The 17566-nt window shown below is 65.9% G+C and carries 11 protein-coding genes; 6 read left to right on the forward strand and 5 right to left on the reverse strand.

Annotated features, from left to right (window positions below):
- Positions 1-37 precede the first annotated feature (37 nt).
- Positions 38-1255, forward strand: a complete 1218-nt coding sequence (locus G6N15_RS02265; protein WP_083084954.1) for a cytochrome P450 — start codon at positions 38-40, stop codon at positions 1253-1255.
- Positions 1255-1866 carry a TetR/AcrR family transcriptional regulator gene (locus tag G6N15_RS02270; RefSeq protein ID WP_083084951.1) on the forward strand — a complete coding sequence of 204 codons (612 nt, stop codon included), beginning with the start codon at positions 1255-1257 and terminating at the stop codon, positions 1864-1866. The genes G6N15_RS02265 and G6N15_RS02270 overlap by 1 nt, the downstream gene beginning before the upstream one ends.
- On the opposite strand, the gene G6N15_RS02275 is transcribed toward G6N15_RS02270, so the two are convergent.
- From G6N15_RS02275 to G6N15_RS02285, 3 genes are all read right to left on the reverse strand, one after another.
- Positions 1836-2567, reverse strand: a complete 732-nt coding sequence (locus G6N15_RS02275) for a siderophore-interacting protein (RefSeq protein ID WP_083084949.1) — start codon at positions 2565-2567, stop codon at positions 1836-1838. The two genes, G6N15_RS02270 and G6N15_RS02275, sit on opposite strands and share 31 nt — an antisense overlap.
- A 64-nt stretch (positions 2568-2631) precedes the next feature.
- On the reverse strand, positions 2632-3771 hold the full coding sequence (locus tag G6N15_RS02280; RefSeq protein ID WP_083084947.1) for an acyltransferase family protein: 1140 nt from the start codon (positions 3769-3771) through the stop codon (positions 2632-2634).
- Positions 3768-5480, reverse strand: a complete 1713-nt coding sequence (locus tag G6N15_RS02285) for a DEAD/DEAH box helicase (RefSeq protein ID WP_083085189.1) — start codon at positions 5478-5480, stop codon at positions 3768-3770. The genes G6N15_RS02280 and G6N15_RS02285 overlap by 4 nt, the downstream gene beginning before the upstream one ends.
- A gap of 90 nt (positions 5481-5570) precedes the next feature.
- Between G6N15_RS02285 and G6N15_RS02290 the strand changes: the two genes are divergently transcribed.
- Both G6N15_RS02290 and G6N15_RS02295 read left to right on the forward strand, forming a co-directional pair.
- Positions 5571-6164, forward strand: a complete 594-nt coding sequence (locus tag G6N15_RS02290; protein WP_372506460.1) for an LppP/LprE family lipoprotein — start codon at positions 5571-5573, stop codon at positions 6162-6164.
- 128 nt (positions 6165-6292) lie between these two features.
- Positions 6293-9760 carry a TM0106 family RecB-like putative nuclease gene (locus tag G6N15_RS02295; protein ID WP_083084943.1) on the forward strand — a complete coding sequence of 1156 codons (3468 nt, stop codon included), beginning with the start codon at positions 6293-6295 and terminating at the stop codon, positions 9758-9760.
- Here the strand turns inward: G6N15_RS02295 and G6N15_RS02300 are convergent.
- Together G6N15_RS02300 and G6N15_RS02305 are read right to left on the reverse strand one after the other, a co-directional pair.
- Positions 9757-11976 carry an MFS transporter gene (locus G6N15_RS02300; RefSeq protein ID WP_083084941.1) on the reverse strand — a complete coding sequence of 740 codons (2220 nt, stop codon included), beginning with the start codon at positions 11974-11976 and terminating at the stop codon, positions 9757-9759. The genes G6N15_RS02295 and G6N15_RS02300 overlap by 4 nt on opposite strands.
- A complete protein-coding gene (locus G6N15_RS02305; RefSeq protein ID WP_083084939.1) occupies positions 11973-12575 on the reverse strand; it encodes a PadR family transcriptional regulator in 603 nt (200 codons plus the stop codon). The genes G6N15_RS02300 and G6N15_RS02305 overlap by 4 nt, the downstream gene beginning before the upstream one ends.
- A gap of 292 nt (positions 12576-12867) precedes the next feature.
- Between G6N15_RS02305 and G6N15_RS02310 the strand changes: the two genes are divergently transcribed.
- Complete coding sequence (locus tag G6N15_RS02310; RefSeq protein ID WP_083084937.1) at positions 12868-13623, forward strand: hypothetical protein; 756 nt, start codon at positions 12868-12870, stop codon at positions 13621-13623.
- 191 nt (positions 13624-13814) lie between these two features.
- Positions 13815-17525: a multifunctional oxoglutarate decarboxylase/oxoglutarate dehydrogenase thiamine pyrophosphate-binding subunit/dihydrolipoyllysine-residue succinyltransferase subunit gene (locus tag G6N15_RS02315; protein WP_083084935.1), complete on the forward strand. Its 3711-nt coding sequence runs from the start codon at positions 13815-13817 to the stop codon at positions 17523-17525.
- Positions 17526-17566 lie beyond the last annotated feature (41 nt).

The following is a 17566-nucleotide window of genomic DNA, read 5'->3' on the forward strand; positions in this document are numbered from 1 at the left end:
GTTGACAGGCACGCGCCCATTGTCGTATCAATAAGACATGACGGCTCGTTTGTCTCATCGGCTGCGCTTTCAGTTGGCCACCGCCGAGACCTGGGCCGATCCGTGGCCGATGTATCAAGCGCTGCGCGATCACGACCCGGTGCACCACGTCGTTCCCGAAAACCGCGCCGACGACGACTACTACGTGCTGTCTCGGCACGCCGATATCTGGGCGGCCGCCCGTGACCACGAGACGTTCTCGTCAGCGTACGGCTTGACCGTCAACTACGGCGAGCTGGAACTGATTGGGCTGCAGAACAATCCACCGATGGTCATGCAGGATCCGCCCGTGCACACGGAGTTTCGCAAGCTAGTGGCACGCGGTTTCACGCCGCGCCAGGTCGAGGCAGTGGAACCCAAGGTCCGCGAGTTCGTCGTCGAACGGATCGAACGGTTGCGCGCCAACGGCGGCGGCGACATTGTCGCCGAACTGTTCAAGCCGCTGCCGTCGATGGTCGTCGCGCACTACCTGGGCGTCCCCGAAGAGGACCGCAAGCAGTTCGACGGCTGGACGCAGGCGATCGTCGCGGCCAACACAGCCGAGGGCGGCGTCGCCACCGCCGGGGACGCGGTCGGCTCGATGATGGCCTACTTCGCCGAGCTCATCGAGCGTCGCCGCAGCGAACCCGAAGATGACACGATCTCGCATCTGGTGGCGGCCGGCGCCGACGGCGATACCGCCGGCACGTTGTCGATACTCGCGTTCACCTTCACCATGGTCACCGGCGGCAACGACACCACCACGGGAATGCTAGGCGGGTCAATGCCTTTGCTGCACGAGCGCCCGGACCAGCGGCGGCTGCTCGTCGACAATCCGGACCTGATCCCCGACGCGGTCGAGGAGTTGTTGCGGCTGACGTCGCCGGTGCAGGGGCTGGCGCGCACCACCACCCGTGACGTGACCATCGAGGAAACCACCGTGCCGGCGGGACGAAAAGTCCTGCTGCTGTATGGATCTGGAAACCGAGATGAGCGTCAATACGGCCATGACGCCGGCGAGCTGGACGTGACCCGGTGTCCGCGCAACATCCTGACATTCAGCCACGGCGCCCACCATTGCTTGGGCGCGGCCGCGGCGCGGATGCAGTCGCGGGTCGCGTTGACCGAGCTCCTGGCCCGCTTCCCGGACTTCGAGGTCGACGAATCCGGGATCGTATGGGCCGGCGGCAGTTACGTGCGACGTCCGCTGTCGGTTCCGTTCACGGTGAAGGCCTGATGGCGGGTAACGACTGGCTGGCCGCCCGGCGCACCGAGGTCGCCGCCGACCGGATCCTCGACGCCGCCGAGCAGCTGTTCGCCGAACACGACCCGAGCACGGTCGGCATGAACGAGATCGCCGTGGCCGCAGGGTGTTCCCGGGCAACGCTGTACCGCTACTTCGAAAACCGGGAGGCATTGCGCACCGCTTACGTACACCGCGAGACCTACCGGCTCATGCGGGTGATCAACGAGCGCATCAGCAGTATCGACGACCCGCGAGAACGACTGATCGCCGGTGTCATGACGACACTGGCCTTGGTTCGCGAAAGCCCTGCTCTGGCTTCGTGGTTCGCGACGACGCAACCACCGATCGGCGGCGAGATGGCCGAGCATTCCGAGGTGATCAAGGCGTTAGCCGCGGCCTTCCTCACCTCGCTGGGTCCCGACGACCCGGCCATCGTGGAACGCCGCGCCCGCTGGCTGGTCCGGATGATCACGTCGCTGCTGCTGTTCCCGGGCTTGGACGAGGCCGACGAACGGGCAATGATCGAAGAGTTCATCGTCCCGATCGTGACGCCCGCCAAGGCGGCGGCCGGTCAGGCCGAGGGGCGCCCAACCATCCAATAAGCGCGCGCTGCAATGGATTTCCGCGGTATGCCGTAGTCGTGCGACAGCACCTTGGCTACCGAGCGCGTGGTGTGGTTGTCGCAGGCGACCCAGCCGAAGTGGTCGCTGGCGTCGAACGCCGCCGATTGGACGGTCTGCACCAGCGCTAGCCCGTCGTTCTTGCGGTCCACCCACGTGACATCGGTGGCGCGAGCGACCGGCAGGTCTTTGTCGTCGTCGTAGCCGGCCTCCAGAAACACCCGTGCGGGAGCGTCGCCGATCGCGTCCAGTAGCGAGTTGATCGCCGGCAGTGAGGCGGTGTCACCAACGATCACGTACCCAGCCGGGCGCGCCTCTGGTAGAGCGAACTTGCTGCCCAGCACGGTTGCCTCGATCGTGTCCCCCGGCTGCGCTTCGCGCGCCCATTGCGACGCGATCCCGTCGTGCAGCGCGAATTCGATGTCCACGGTGTCGGCGGCCGGATCGGGGTTGACCAGCGTGTAGCCGCGCTGATGCAGCTTGTTCCCCCCGCGGAACCACAACCGCACCCACATCGTCGGGTGCACTGAGTTGTCGGCAAGCAGACCGCCCGCATCGAAGTTGAGGCGAACGTAGTGGGGACTGATTTCTTGGCGACCGGTCACGGTGAGCTGGTATTCGCCGGGACGCCACAACTTCAGCACTGCACCCTGCCAGCCGCGTGAAGCCCTCTGTTCCACCATGACGTCTGGGCACCCTCCGGTTGGGAACGACAACTTAGGGCAGACTAACCTATCTTGCTGAGTGTCAGCCCCGAACCCGGGTGAAGCGGTGCAGCAGCCACGCCAGCGGAATGGTGATGACCAAGGTCACGACGAACAGGTTCAGCATGGACCCGGTGTAGACCCGGTACCGCAATACCTCGACCATCGCGATCTCCATCGTCACCAGATGGATGAGAAAGATCTCGTACGAGATCTCGCCGAGCCACACCATCGGCCGAGACGCCAGCAGCCGGGCATACCAGCCGCGGTCACCCAACCCCAGCGGCGCCACCGCCAGGGCGGCGACCACCGCGTAGAACACGGCCTTGAACAGCGCCTCGGACAATCCACTGGGCGTGGTCGTCGGCGCACCGGCAATCGGCGTCGAGGCAATGAAGTAGCAGACCGTCGCCAGCGGTAAGGCTGCGAACGCGTAGCAACGCGCACCCATCGCCTGCAGCACCGAGAGCATCATGCCGGCGACGAACCACGCCAGATAGGTCGGCAGCCACAGCCGCGAACTGCTGGGCAACCAGTGCGTGGTGTGCACCAGCACCAGCCAGGCCGGGGTGAGCAACGCCAGTCCCCCCAACGCGGCCAGCAGCAAGATCGGCTGCCAGCGGCGCTGGCACACCACCGACAACATCAGGTAAGCCAATAGCGGTAGCACCACATAGAACGCCACTTCCACGGCAAGGCTCCACATTTGGGTGAGACCTTGGTGCAGATACGCGCCCAGGTAGTTCTTTGTGTAGATCTGGGTCAACGTCAGGTTGCGGAACAGGCCCATCCACGTGTGGCCGGGATTCGGGCGCGCCGTGCGGAAGTGGTAGACGAGGTAGGCGGCCAGCACGGTGACGATGTAGGCGGGCATGATGCGCCGCACCCGGTGCCACGCGTAGCGGCTCACCGACGGTGGCGGCCCCCCGGTAGCCAGGGACTTGACCCACGGGCCGAACAGCAGGAAGCCCGACAGCACGAAGAAGATCGGGACACCCATTTCCATCCGGGAACAGATCAGCCCGAAATAGCCGTGGGTGTATTTGCCGGTGGTGTAGGCCGAGTGGGTTCCGACGACGAGTAACGCGGCGACGGCGCGGATTCCGGTCAGCGAGGCAACACGATCTACCCCGGCGACTTGTTCGAGTCCGCCCTGGGCGGTGCTGTCCGTCGACAGGGTCATCCGGCTGATTTCCGCCGCGGCTTACCGCTGTCGCGGCGGCGGCCATCGCGTGAGGGCCGGTCCGGCCGCAGGTTGATCAGCACACCGGAGATGCGGGTCCGTTCGAGCGCCTTCAGCGTGGCGCGCGGCAACTGGGCCGGCAGCTCCACCAAGGAGTAGTCGGGTCCGATCGTGATGTGGCCGAAATCGCTGCGGTGCAAACCGCCCTCGTTCGCGATAGCGCCGACGATCGCTCCCGGGCCGACCCGGTGCCGCTTGCCCACGGCGATACGGTAAGTGGCAAACCCGTCTTTGGTGCGCTCTCGCGGCTTGCGCGCCGGCTTCTCGGTCCGGCGGTCGGCGCGGCGTGGCTCCGGAGGTTCCGGCGACATCAAGAAGTCCTCGCCGTCGCGGGACTGCAACGCCAGAGCCGCGGCGATGTCGGCCATGGGAACGTCGTGTTCGCGTTCGTAGTCCTCGACCAGGCTGCGGAACAGCTCGATGCCCGGTGAGCTGAGCGCGTCGGTGATGGAGTCGGCGAATTTGGCTACCCGTTGCGCGTTGACGTCCTCGACGGTGGGCAGTTCGGCCTCGACGAGCTTTTGGCGCGTTGCCTTTTCGATCGCCTTGAGCAGGTGGCGCTCACGCGGTGCGACGAACAGCAGTGCGGTTCCCGAACGTCCGGCCCGGCCGGTGCGTCCGATGCGGTGCACGTAAGACTCGGTGTCGTGCGGGATGTCGTAGTTGAGCACATGCGAGATTCGGTCCACATCCAGACCGCGGGCCGCGACGTCGGTGGCAACCAGGATGTCGATACCGCCTGCCCCGCCTTCCCGCAGCGCCGCTATCGTGCGCTCCCGATGGGCCTGTGGGATATCGCCGTTGATGGCCGCTGCGGAAAAGCCTCGGGCACGCAATCTTTCGGCGACCTCTTCGGTGGCCTGCTTGGTGCGGACGAAGACGATCATCGCGTCGAACGGCTCAACTTCGAGTATTCGGGTCAGCGCGTCCATCTTTCGCGGACCGGCTACTTGGATGTAGCGCTGCGAAATATTCTCTGCTGTCGTTGTTTTGGCTTCGACAGTGACTTCGAGCGGGTCATGCAGGTACTTGGTAGTGAGCTTGCGGATCGCCGGCGGCATGGTCGCCGAGAACAACGCGACCTGTTTGTATTCCGGGGTGTCCGACAGGATGCGTTCGACGTCGTCGGCGAAACCCATGGCCAGCATTTCGTCGGCTTCGTCGAGCACCAGATAGTCCACCCGGGACAGATCCAGCGTCCCGCGGTCGAGGTGATCGATGACCCGCCCGGGTGTTCCGACCACGACGTGGGCGCCGCGTTTCAGTCCGGCCAACTGCACGCCGTAAGAAGCTCCGCCATAGATCGGCAGCACGGTAAGCCGCGGCAAGTGCGCGGCGTAGCGGCTGAACGCCTCCGACACTTGCAGAGCCAGTTCGCGCGTCGGCGCCAGCACCAATGCTTGCGTCGCATTGCTGGTGGTGTCGATCTTGGACAGGATCGGAAGAGCGAAGGCCGCCGTTTTGCCGGTGCCTGTCTGTGCCAGGCCCACAACGTCGGAACCGGCCATCAACGCCGGGATCGTGGCCGCCTGGATGGCCGATGGTGTCTCATACCCGACGTCGACAATTGCCCGCAGAACCGATGGATGGATCTGCAGGTCGTCGAAGGTGGCCGGGGACGTCTCGGCCGCGGTATCTGGTGAGGTCATTTGAAGACCGAGTTTAGTGGCGGTTGCGAGCGACACGGTTGTTAGCGGCACGGCCACGCCTGCCACGTCCGCGGCGCCGATGACGGTACGGTGCGCGTTGTGTGGTGGCTACCTTGCCGTGCGCGGACACTGATGCCCCTGGCCGCCGGCACAGTGGCGGCCGTGGTGGTGGCCGGCTGCGGGTCGGGCGACTCCACTGTCGCCAAGACACCGCAACCAACCACCCGCCCGGCCACGACGTCCAAACCGCCGGCCCCGCCTGCTACCTCCCCGACGCCGACGAGCGCCGGTGCGGCACCGGCCGACCCGTGCGCAGTCAATCTCGGCTCGCCTGCGATCGCCCGGGCGGTCTCCGAGTTGCCTCGTGACCCGCGGAGCCGGCAGCCCTGGAATCCCGAACCGCTGGCCGGCAACTACAACGAGTGCGCGCAGCTGTCGGCAGTCATCGTCAAGGCGAACACGAACGCGACGAATGCCGATACCCGTGCGGTGATGTTCCATCTCGGCAAGTACATACCGCAGGGACTGCCGGACACGTTCGGCTTCAACGGGATCGACACCTCGCAATGCACCGGTGACACGGTGGCGCTCACATTTTCCAGCGGCATCCAGGGCTTGGTCAGCGTGGTGAAGTTCCGATGGAACGGCAACGGGGTAGAGCTAATCGGTAACACCCGCGGCTGAGCGAGCCGCCGAAAGTTCCGCGAGCGGGCGCGTCTGCACGCCGACACGCCGAAAAAGGCGCGCATTTGCGCACCCTCGCGGCTGGAGGCTGACCAGATTTGTCGGTGGCCCGACCTACAGTTGCTGCTGTGTTGGTCATCGACGGGAGCGTCATCTACAGCGCCTCGGATCTCGCGGCTGCATGCCAGTGCGAGTACGCGCTGTTGCGAGCTTTCGACGCCAAGCTGGGGTGGGGTCCGCCCGTCACCGTCGACGACGATGACCTGTTGGCGCGCACCGCCGCTCTCGGTGACGACCATGAGCGACGCCGGCTTGAGCAACTTCGTGAGCAATTCGGCGCGGTCACTGTCATCGGCCGGCCGGCATCCACGATTGCCGGGTTTACCGCAGCCGCCGAGGCGACGCGCCGCGCCATTGCCGAAGGTGCGCCGGTGGTGTACCAGGCCGCGATGTTCGACGGCCGCTTCGTCGGGTTCGCCGACTTCCTGATCCGCCACGGCGACCACTACCGAGTCAGCGACACCAAGCTGGCCCGCTCGGCCAAAGTTAAGGCCCTGCTGCAGCTGGCGGCCTACGCCGACGCGCTGGCGTCGTCCGGCGTGGCGGTCGCGCCCGAGGCCGAGTTGATACTCGGCGACGGCGCCATCGCCCGCTACCGCGTCGACGAGCTTGTCCCGGTCTACCGGTCTCAGCGCGCCGCACTACAGCGGCTGCTCGACGAGCACTATGCCGCCGGACTCCCGGTGCGCTGGGACGACGAGCAGGTCCGGGCCTGTTTCCGTTGCCCAGAGTGTGACCAGCAGGTGCGTGCGTCCGACGACCTGTTGCTGGTTGCCGGCATGCGGGTAAGCCAGCGCGCCAAGCTGATCGACGCGGGAATCACCACGGTCGCCCAGTTGGCCGAGCACTCCGGGCCAGTGCCCGATCTCGCGTCTCGCACCTTGGCGAACCTCACCGCGCAGGCGAAATTACAAGTCGCCGAACGCGAAAGCGGCACCGCTCAGTTCGAGATCGCCGATCCGCAGCCACTGGCCCTGTTGCCGAACCCCGACGATGGCGATCTGTTCTTCGACTTCGAGGGCGATCCGCTGTGGACCGTCGACGGCAGCAATTGGGGTCTGGAGTACCTGTTCGGCGTCTTGGACGCCGCGGGCGGCTTTCGTCCGTTGTGGGCGCATAACCGGGCCGATGAGCGCAAGGCGCTGAAAGGCTTCCTGGCGATGGTGGCCAAGCGCCGCAGGCGCTACCCGAACATGCACATCTACCACTACGCACCCTACGAGAAGACCACCCTGCTCAGGCTCGCCGGCCGCCACGGCGTCGGCGAAGACGAGGTCGACGACTTGCTGCGCAGCGGGGTGCTGGTCGATTTGTACCCGTTGGTCCGCAAGAGCATTCGGATAGGAGCCGAGTCGTTCAGCCTCAAGGCATTAGAGCCGCTCTACATGGGCGCGGATCTGCGGTCGGGTGACGTGACCACCGCCGACGACTCGATCACCCAATACGCTCGATTCTGCGAGCTGCGCGACAGCGGCCGGGTCGACGAGGCGGCGGCGGTGCTCAAGGAAATCGAGGACTATAACCGCTACGACTGCCGGTCGACCCGCGCGCTGCGCGACTGGCTGCTCATCCGGGCCTTCGAGTGCGGTGTCACTCCCATTGGAGCACAGTCGGTTTCCGGTGGTGACGGCATCGAACAGCATGATCAGCTGGCAGTCACCCTGGCCGACTTTGCCGGCGATCCCTCCGTCAGCGACCGCACATCCGAACAGACGGCGGTGGCAATGATCGCTGCTGCCCGTGGCTACCACCGACGTGAGGCCAAACCGTTTTGGTGGGCGCACTTCGATCGGTTGAACTATCCGATCGATGAATGGGCCGACAACACCGACGTTTTCGTCGTCGACGAGGCTTCGGTTACGGTGGAATGGCATACGCCTGCCCGCGCGCGCAAACCGCAACGGCGAGTGCGGCTGACCGGGGAGCTCGCACGCGGAGAGCTCAAGGCTGAGGTCTTTGCGCTCTACGAGCCACCAGCACCGGCAACCTTGACCGACAACCCAGACCGTCGAGCAGCGGGCCGCGCCACAGTCGTCGAGTGCGACGACCCGACAGTGCCCACCGAAGTGACGATCCTCGAGCGAACGACCGACGCCGCCACCACCTTTCACCAAACGCCGTTGGCGCTGACACCGGGGTCGCCCGTGCCGACGACGAAGCTGCGGGGATCGATCGAGGCGACGGCCGCCGCGGTGGCGGCCGAATTGCCGCAACTTCCCCGTACCGGGCTTTTCGACATCCTGCTGCGCCGCCCACCGCGCACCCGCAGCGGTACCCCGCTCCCCCGCGGCAGCGATACCGCCATCGACATCACCACCGCGCTGCTCGACCTCGACTCGTCGTATGTCGCGGTGCACGGACCGCCCGGAACCGGCAAGACCCGTACGGCTGCGCGGGTCATCACGCGACTGGTCACCGAATACGGTTGGCGTATTGGGGTTGTCGGGCAGTCGCATGCCGTGGTCGAGAACCTGCTCGACTGCGCGATCACGGTCGGCATCGATCCCGCGCGGGTAGCCAAGAAGCCGCATGGCCGCGACAATCCGCGCTGGCAACACATCGACGAAAACGACTACGCTGCTTTCATTTCCGACACGGCCGGATGCGTGATCGGCGGCACGGCATGGGACTTCGCCAACCCCAGCCGGGTGCCACAGGGAAGCCTTGATCTGTTGGCGATCGACGAGGCCGGTCAGTTCTGTTTGGCCAATACGATTGCCGTAGCACCCGCGGCGGCGAACCTGTTGCTGCTCGGCGATCCGCAACAACTGCCACAAGTCAGCCAGGGCACCCATCCCGAACCTGTCGATACCTCGGCTCTGGGCTGGCTGGTGGACGGGCAACGCACCTTGCCTCTCGAACGCGGCTACTTCCTGAACCGCTCCTACCGAATGCATCCGGCGGTATGTCATCCGGTCTCGACACTCGCGTACGAAGGCCGACTGCATTCCGAGACCGAATGCACCGCCGCGCGGCATCTCGACGGGTATCCGCCGGGAGTACACGTGCTGTGCATCGACCATGCCGGCAACGCCATCGACAGCCCGGAAGAAGCCGACGCGATCGTCGTCGAGATACAGCGCCTGCTCGGGTCGACGTGGACCGACGAGCACGGCACCCGGCCATTAACCGCCTCGGATGTGCTCGTCCTTGCGCCCTACAACGCCCAGGTGGTGCTGCTGCGTCAGCGGTTGTCGGCTGCCGGACTGGACGCGGTTCGGGTCGGCACGGTGGACAAGTTCCAGGGCACACAAGCGCCGGTGGTCTTCATTTCCATGACCGCATCGTCCATCGATGAGGTACCTCGCGGAATTTCGTTCCTGCTCAACAGGAATCGTTTGAACGTCGCGGTCAGCCGCGCCCAGTATGCTGCGGTGATCGTCCGCTCGGTCATGTTGACCGAATACCTGCCCGCCACCCCCGCCGGCCTCATCGAGCTGGGCGCGTTCCTCGGGCTGACCTCCGGTGGGATGCCGAGCCCATGGCCGTGCCGCGACGGACAGGACGCTCGTCGCGCCGCTGCGCTGTACGGCTAGTCAGGTTCGTGAGACGAGTGCCGCCCGTAACTCGGGGGATCGTCGAAGTCGGCGCGGTAGTGCCGGTTGCGCGGTGGCTCATCGCCCGCACCCTGGTGACGAGTCGAACTGCCGCGCCAAAAGCGCTCCGACCACAAGACATCGTCGTCGTCGGATTGCGAGTGCGCCCTACCCGAATCGCTGCGGCGGTTCTCCGACGGCGGGAACGGATCGTCGGCCAACTCCTGCCGTGTCGACTCGTCAGAGCCGTGGTATTGCCGGTTCCGGCTGCCGACTTCGGCAGGGGGACCATAGCCGACGGCGCCGTAGGTGTCGTTGATCTCATCGACGAACGCGTCGGCCGAACGCGGGTCGGTCACTGACGCTGCAGATTCGACGAACGGCCGGAACAGCGGCCGGTCGTCCACGTGAGACCCATTGTGAGCAAACCCGATTGGTTCGACGCGCGCCGTCGGATCGGGGTGCCGCACAGTGCGCGGTGTCGGTCGGGGACGTTCGACGCGAGGCTTCAACGGCGCGGTGTCGTCTTCGTCGTAGCCGGCGGGTTCCTGCCAGAGTGCTGGTTCACGAGCGATCGTGTACTCGACGTAGTCATCGTCGTCGTAGTCATCGCCTACCACGTCGTCATCCGCCATTACGGGAACGCGTTCGGTTCGATCGCCGACGCCGGCGGGCAACCCGTCGCGCGCCCGGCCCGTCTGGCCGCCACCCTCCAAGCCGAAGCCGACCATGAACAGCGCGGCACCCACCCCGAAGAGTGCGATGAACGCGGGCAGCAGCATCGACTGCGACATCGCTGCGGCGAACGGTTCGCGCAGAAACGCGGGCAGTTGCAACGCTGCTGCCTGGGGTCCCGGCGGAGATGCACCGTCGGGCATCGGTGGCATTTCGGCGGTGATCCGCGTGGACATGAAGGCGGCGATCCCGGCGCTGCCGAGCACGGCGCCGACGAGCCGGGTTGCGTTGAAGACGCCGGCGCCGGCGCCGGCCACGTCCGGCGGCAGGTTGCGGGTGGCGGTCGCGGCCAGCGGTTGCCAGACGAAAGCCATCCCGAACCCGATCGCGGCGAACGGCAACACCAGCCGCCAAATCGGCGTGGTCGGCGTCGTCTCGATCGACAGCCACGTCAGCCCGATCGCCAACACCGAGAAGCCGAAACCAACCACAGGCCGGGGGTGGTAGTTGTCGACGATCTTGCCGACCACCGGGGCCAGCAGGCCGCTGACGATCGCCATCGGCGCGGTCAACAGCGCTGAGCGAGTCGGCGACAGCCCGCACACCGCCTGCGCGTAGAACATCAGCGGCAGGATCATCGCCGTCGCTGCGAACCCGATCACCGCCACCGCGAGGTTGGCCAGACTGAAGTTGCGGTCGGAGAAGATGTGCAGCGGGATCAGCGGTTCACCCGTGTTGATCGCCTGCCAGTAGACGAACATCACCATGAAGCCGATCCCGGCGACAATCACCGCCCAGATCCACGGCGCCCAGCCGCCGGCTTGACCCTGCTGCAGGCCGAAGACGACGAGGAACATGCCGGCGCCGGATAATCCCACACCGGCCAGGTCGAACCGGTGATCGTTGGTGGGAAGCACCGGGATCAACCAGACCGCCAACGCCATCCCGATGATGCCGATCGGCACGTTGACGAAAAAGATCCACTCCCAACCCAGTCCGTCGACCAGCACACCGCCGGCCAGCGGCCCGACCAGGGTGGCGACGCCGGCGGTGGCGCCCCACAGGCTCATCGCCATACCGCGACGCTCGGGCGGGAAGATCCGGGTGATCATCGACAGCGTTTGCGGGGTCAGCAGGGCGGCGCCGATGCCCTGAACCACTCGGGCGGCGATCAGCATCCCGATACTGCCCGACAGTCCGCACCACAACGAGGCGGCGGTGAACACCGCCAGTCCGATCATGTACAGGTTCTTCGGGCCGAACCGGTCGCCGAGGCGACCCGCCACCAGCAACGGCACCGCGTAGGCCAGCAGGTAGGCGCTGGTCACCCAGATGACCGTGTCGTAGCCGGTACCCAGCTTGGCCATGATGCTGGGATTGGCGACCGCGACGATGGTGGAGTCGACCAGGATCATGAAAAAGCCCACGATCATCGCCCACAACGCGTGCCACGGCTTCGTCACATGCGGACGCTTTTGGGGCTTCGCCGCGGTCGCGCGTCCAGCACCGCCGGCGCGCACCCGACTTGTCGGCGCAGTCATTTCTCCACCTCGCTTCCGCTATCCGCGATGGCATCGAGCCGAGGGGCGTGCTGCCACGGGAGGTCACCCGAGTCCAGCGCCGCTGCGAACTCTCGCAGCCAGGTGACCTGAGCTCGAGTAGTGGCCAGCAAGTAATCCAACGCCACGACGACGGCCGTCGATGCGGCGTTGGCGTCGCGCAGCGCCATCATTTCGGCAACGTCAGCCTCCAGAGCAGCCACGCGGCTGCTCACCGCTTCGGCGGCGGTGTCCGTATCGAGATGGTGCATTTCGGCCAGCGCGGTGACGAACTGGGGGAATTCGTCGGTCGGGATAGCCACCAATTCGCGTACCCGCTCGGTGAGCGCCTCAACACCGGCGTCGGTGATTTCGTAGATCGCCCGCTCCGGCCGATTTCCGTGCCGGCTGGTCGCCGCCCGCCGGATCAGTTTCTCCTCGGCCAACCGATCTACGACGTGATAGAGCGACCCTGGCCGGACCTTCACGATGCGGTCCGCTCGGCGGTCGACAAGTATCTGGAACATCTCGTAGCCGTGCATCGGACGATCACGCAGCAGCGCCAATACGGCGACACCAAGTGGTGTCAATCGGTATGGCATTGCGGCTCCTCCTCCCGCCGCTGCGCGGCGGATATCGTCGCCGCGTGGTCGGATGGTCCAGCTCCTCCGCTAGCCGCTCCGCGGCGGGCATCGTCGCCGCACGAGAGCGGATTATTCCGAGCGGAGTAATCGCTGCGAGGCTACGGGGCCGACCTTCGTCAACACAACTCTTGAATGCATCGGCGTCGTGCACAGCTGACGGTGCCGCCGTCCGGGCAGTTCTTCAAACCGGCGCTAGCCTGGAAAGACGCCATTCACGCCCGGGCCGAACCGGGCCAGACTTGGAGGCACAATGAGCGCACGACGCGCCGGGCCGACGCCACATCAGTTGTCGGCTACCCCGACTGAACGACCGAAGGCTTCCGCCCGAGCCCTCGCGCAGATCATCGAACGTAGCTCGCGGGTGCAGGGTCCTGCTGCCAAGACTTACGTGGAACGGCTGCGCCGCGCCAACCCGGACGCCACACCGGCACAGATCGTCGCCAAGCTGGAGAAGCGCTACCTGGCGGCGGTGACCGGCAGCGGGGCCGCGGTGGGTTCGACGGCAGCCTTCCCTGGCATCGGCACGTTGGCGGCGCTGTCCGCTGCTGCAGGCGAAACCGTGGTGTTTCTCGAGGCCACCGCCGTCTTTGTGCTGGCACTCGCCGACGTGTACGGCGTTCCCGCCGACCACCGCGAACACCGCCGCGCGCTGGTGCTGGCGGTGTTGGTTGGCGACGACAGCAAGCGCGCTCTTGCCGACCTCATCGGCCCCGGCCGTACCAGCGGCGCCTGGCTGACCGAGGGCGTGGCGTCGTTGCCGCTGCCCGCGGTGTCGCAGCTCAATTCGCGGCTGCTCAAGTACGCGGTCCGGCGCTACACACTGCGGCGCAGCGCGCTGATGCTCGGCAAGATGCTGCCGGTCGGCGTGGGCGCCGTAATCGGCGGCGTCGGCAACCGGATGGCGGGCAAGAAGATCGTCCGCAATGCGCGCAAAGCGTTCGGTCCCCCACCCGCCCGCTGGCCGGTCACCCTGCACCTGCTGCCATACGCGCACGACATTCGCTAGCCTCCGCGGCCATACGGCGAGCGCACCGTTTTGCCGTGCCTGGCGGATTGGCCGCGAAGGGTTAGCCTTTATGGGGCGGGAACAGTCAAAACCGTCGCAGTCCGCAGATGCGCCGCTGCCGCGGGCGCACCACGGTGGCAAGCGTCACGGCGCGCGCTTGCCGAGCAGAGGAATCGAGGCGAGCAGCTGCAGTGAGCAGTACAAGTTCACCGTTCGGCCAAAACGAATGGTTGGTCGAGGAGATGTACCGCAAATTCCGTGACGACCCCTCCTCGGTCGACCCGAGTTGGCACGAGTTTCTGGTCGACTACAACCCAGAGCCCACCGCTGAGTCGTCGACGGCGACGGACGGGGCGCCAGCTGCGTCAGCGCCGGCCGCCCCAGCGCCGAGCACCGCACCGGAGCCACGGCCGGCACCAGCTGCCAAGCCGGCGGCAGCCCCGGCGAAGCCAACCGATAGCAACGGCGCGGCCACACCGGCGGCCCCGGCGAAACCGGCCGCCGTCGCACCGGCCGAAGGCGACGAAGTGCAGGTGCTCCGCGGCGCCGCGGCGGCAGTGGTGAAAAACATGTCGGCGTCGCTGGAGGTGCCGACTGCCACCAGCGTCCGCGCTGTTCCGGCGAAGTTGTTGATCGACAACCGCATCGTGATCAACAACCAGCTCAATCGCACTCGCGGCGGCAAGATTTCGTTCACCCATCTGCTGGGCTACGCGTTGGTGCAAGCGGTCAAAAAGTACCCCAACATGAATCGGCACTACGCCGAGGCCGACGGCAAGCCGGTGGCCGTCACGCCCGCGCACATCAACCTGGGTCTGGCCATCGACTTGCAAGGCAAAGACGGCAAGCGCTCACTGGTGGTGGCCGGCATCAAACGCTGCGAGACCATGCGCTTCGCGCAGTTCGTCACCGCTTACGAGGACATCGTTCGCCGCGCGCGCGACGGCAAGCTCACCGCCGAAGACTTTGCGGGCGTAACGATTTCGCTGACCAACCCCGGCACCATCGGCACCGTGCACTCCGTGCCGCGGCTGATGGCCGGCCAAGGTGCCATCATCGGCGTCGGCGCGATGGAATATCCGGCCGAATTCCAGGGCGCCAGCCCCCAACGGATCGCCGAACTGGGTATCGGCAAGCTGATCACGCTCACCTCGACGTACGACCACCGCATCATCCAGGGCGCGGAATCCGGCGACTTTCTACGCACCATTCACGAAATGGTGCTCTCCGACGGCTTCTGGGACGACGTCTTCCGTGAGTTGGGCATCCCGTACGAGCCGGTGCGCTGGCGCGCAGACAACCCCGACTCGGTCGTCGACAAGAACCCGCGGGTCATCGAGCTGATCGCCGCCTACCGCAACCGCGGCCACCTGATGGCCGACATCGATCCGCTGCGGTTGGACAACACCCGCTTCCGCAGTCACCCCGACCTCGATGTGCTGACGCACGGGCTGACGCTGTGGGATCTCGATCGCGTATTCAAGGTCGACGGTTTCGCAGGCGCGCAGTACAAGAAGCTGCGCGACGTGCTGTCGGTGCTGCGCGACGCCTATTGCCGCCACGTCGGCGTGGAGTACACCCACATCCTCGAACCAGAACAGCAGCAGTGGCTGCAGCAGCGCATTGAGACCAAGCACGAGAAGCCGACGGTCGCCCAGCAGAAATACATCTTGTCCAAACTCAACGCCGCCGAGGCGTTCGAGACCTTCCTGCAGACGAAATATGTTGGGCAAAAGCGGTTTTCGCTGGAGGGCGCGGAAAGCGTGATCCCGATGATGGACGCCGTCATCGACCAGTGCGCCGAGCATGCGCTCGACGAAGTCGTCATCGGGATGCCGCACCGCGGCCGGCTCAACGTGCTGGCCAACATCATCGGCAAGCCGTACCGGCAGATCTTTACCGAATTCGAAGGCAACCTGAACCCGTCGCAGGCCCACGGTTCCGGCGACGTCAAGTACCACTTGGGCGCCACCGGCATCTACATTCAGATGTTCGGAGACAACGACATTCAGGTATCGCTCACCGCCAACCCCTCGCACCTCGAGGCCGTCGACCCCGTGCTGGAAGGGCAGGTGCGAGCCAAGCAGGACCTGCTGGACAAGGGCGACACCGAAGACGGCTACTCGGTGGTGCCGCTGATGCTGCACGGCGACGCTGCCTTCGCCGGGCAGGGTGTGGTTGCCGAGACGCTCAACTTGGCGCTGCTGCCCGGTTACCGCGTCGGCGGCACCATCCACATCATCGTCAACAACCAGATCGGCTTCACCACTTCGCCGGAGCACTCCAAGTCCAGCGAATACTGCACGGACGTCGCGAAAATGATTGGGGCGCCGATCTTTCACGTCAACGGCGACGACCCGGAGGCGTGTGCGTGGGTGGCGCGGCTCGCGGTGGACTTCCGGCAGAAGTTCAAGAAGGACGTCGTCATCGACATGCTGTGCTACCGCCGCCGCGGCCACAACGAGGGCGACGACCCGTCGATGACCAACCCGGCGATGTACGACGCCATCGAGACCAAACGCGGTGTGCGCAAGAGCTACACCGAAGCGCTGATCGGCCGCGGCGACATCTCGATGAAGGAAGCCGAGGACGCGCTGCGCGACTACCAGGGCCAACTGGAGCGGGTGTTCAACGAAGTCCGCGAGCTAGAAAAGCATCCCGTGCAACCCAGCGAGTCGGTGGAGTCCGACCAGATGATTCCCGCCGGGCTGTTCACCGGCATCGACAAGTCGCTGCTCGCCCGGATCGGCGACGCGCACCTCGCGCTGCCCGACGGGTTCAACGTGCACCCGCGGGTCAAACCCGTGTTGGAGAAGCGCCGAGAGATGGCCTACGAGGGCAAGATCGACTGGGCGTTCGCCGAGTTGCTGGCGCTGGGATCAATGGTGGCCGAGGGTAAGCTGGTGCGGCTGTCCGGGCAAGACACCCGCCGCGGCACGTTCTCCCAACGCCATTCGGTGGTCATCGACCGCGACACCGGTACCGAATTCACTCCGCTGCAACTGCTGACCACCAACACCGACGGCAGCCCGACCGGCGGCAAGTTCCTGGTGTACGACTCGCCGCTGTCCGAATTCGCCGCGGTCGGTTTCGAATACGGCTACACGGTGGGCAACCCGGACGCATTTGTCATGTGGGAGGCGCAGTTCGGCGACTTCGTCAACGGCGCACAGTCGATCATCGACGAGTTCATCAGCTCCGGTGAGGCCAAGTGGGGGCAGTTGTCCAACGTGGTGCTGTTGCTGCCGCACGGCCACGAAGGACAAGGCCCCGACCACACCTCGGGCCGCATCGAGCGGTTCCTGCAGCTGTGGGCGGAGGGGTCGATGACGATCGCGATGCCGTCGACCCCGTCGAACTACTTCCACCTGCTGCGCCGGCATGCTCTGGACGGCATCCAGCGGCCGCTGATCGTGTTCACGCCGAAGTCGATGCTGCGCAACAAGGCCGCGGTGAGCGAGGTCAAGGACTTCACCGAGATCAAGTTCCGCTCGGTGCTGGAGGAACCCACCTACGAGGACGGCATCGGCGACCGAGGCAAGGTCCGTCGCGTCCTGTTGACCAGCGGCAAGCTGTACTACGAGTTGGCCGCCCGCAAGGCCAAGGACAACCGCGACGACATCGCGATCGTGCGGATCGAGCAGCTGGCCCCGCTGCCGAGGCGGCGGCTTCGGGAAACGCTGGACCGCTACCCATCGGTGGAACAGTACTTCTGGGTGCAGGAAGAGCCGGCCAACCAGGGTGCATGGCCACGTTTCGGTCTCGAGCTGCCAGAGTTGTTGCCGGACAAGCTGACCGGGCTCAAGCGGATCTCGCGGCGGGCGATGTCGGCGCCGTCGTCGGGCTCGTCGAAGGTGCACGCCGTCGAACAACAGGAGATCATCGACGAGGCGTTCAGCTAGGCGTTGTCGCCGCCCGCGCTGGCCCTGCCGCGAGCGTGCGT

This window comes from Mycobacterium noviomagense (assembly GCF_010731635.1).
GTDB lineage: Bacteria > Actinomycetota > Actinomycetes > Mycobacteriales > Mycobacteriaceae > Mycobacterium > Mycobacterium noviomagense.

Coding starts and splice junctions, on each gene's coding strand:
- G6N15_RS02300 (WP_083084941.1), bottom strand. CDS start 11,976: ATGACTGCGCCGACAAGTCGGGTGCGCGCCGGCGGTGCTGGACGCGCG.
- G6N15_RS02265 (WP_083084954.1), top strand. CDS start 38: ATGACGGCTCGTTTGTCTCATCGGCTGCGCTTTCAGTTGGCCACCGCC.
- G6N15_RS02310 (WP_083084937.1), top strand. CDS start 12,868: ATGAGCGCACGACGCGCCGGGCCGACGCCACATCAGTTGTCGGCTACC.
- G6N15_RS02275 (WP_083084949.1), bottom strand. CDS start 2,567: ATGGTGGAACAGAGGGCTTCACGCGGCTGGCAGGGTGCAGTGCTGAAG.
- G6N15_RS02305 (WP_083084939.1), bottom strand. CDS start 12,575: ATGCCATACCGATTGACACCACTTGGTGTCGCCGTATTGGCGCTGCTG.
- G6N15_RS02285 (WP_083085189.1), bottom strand. CDS start 5,480: ATGACCTCACCAGATACCGCGGCCGAGACGTCCCCGGCCACCTTCGAC.
- G6N15_RS02270 (WP_083084951.1), top strand. CDS start 1,255: ATGGCGGGTAACGACTGGCTGGCCGCCCGGCGCACCGAGGTCGCCGCC.
- G6N15_RS02280 (WP_083084947.1), bottom strand. CDS start 3,771: ATGACCCTGTCGACGGACAGCACCGCCCAGGGCGGACTCGAACAAGTC.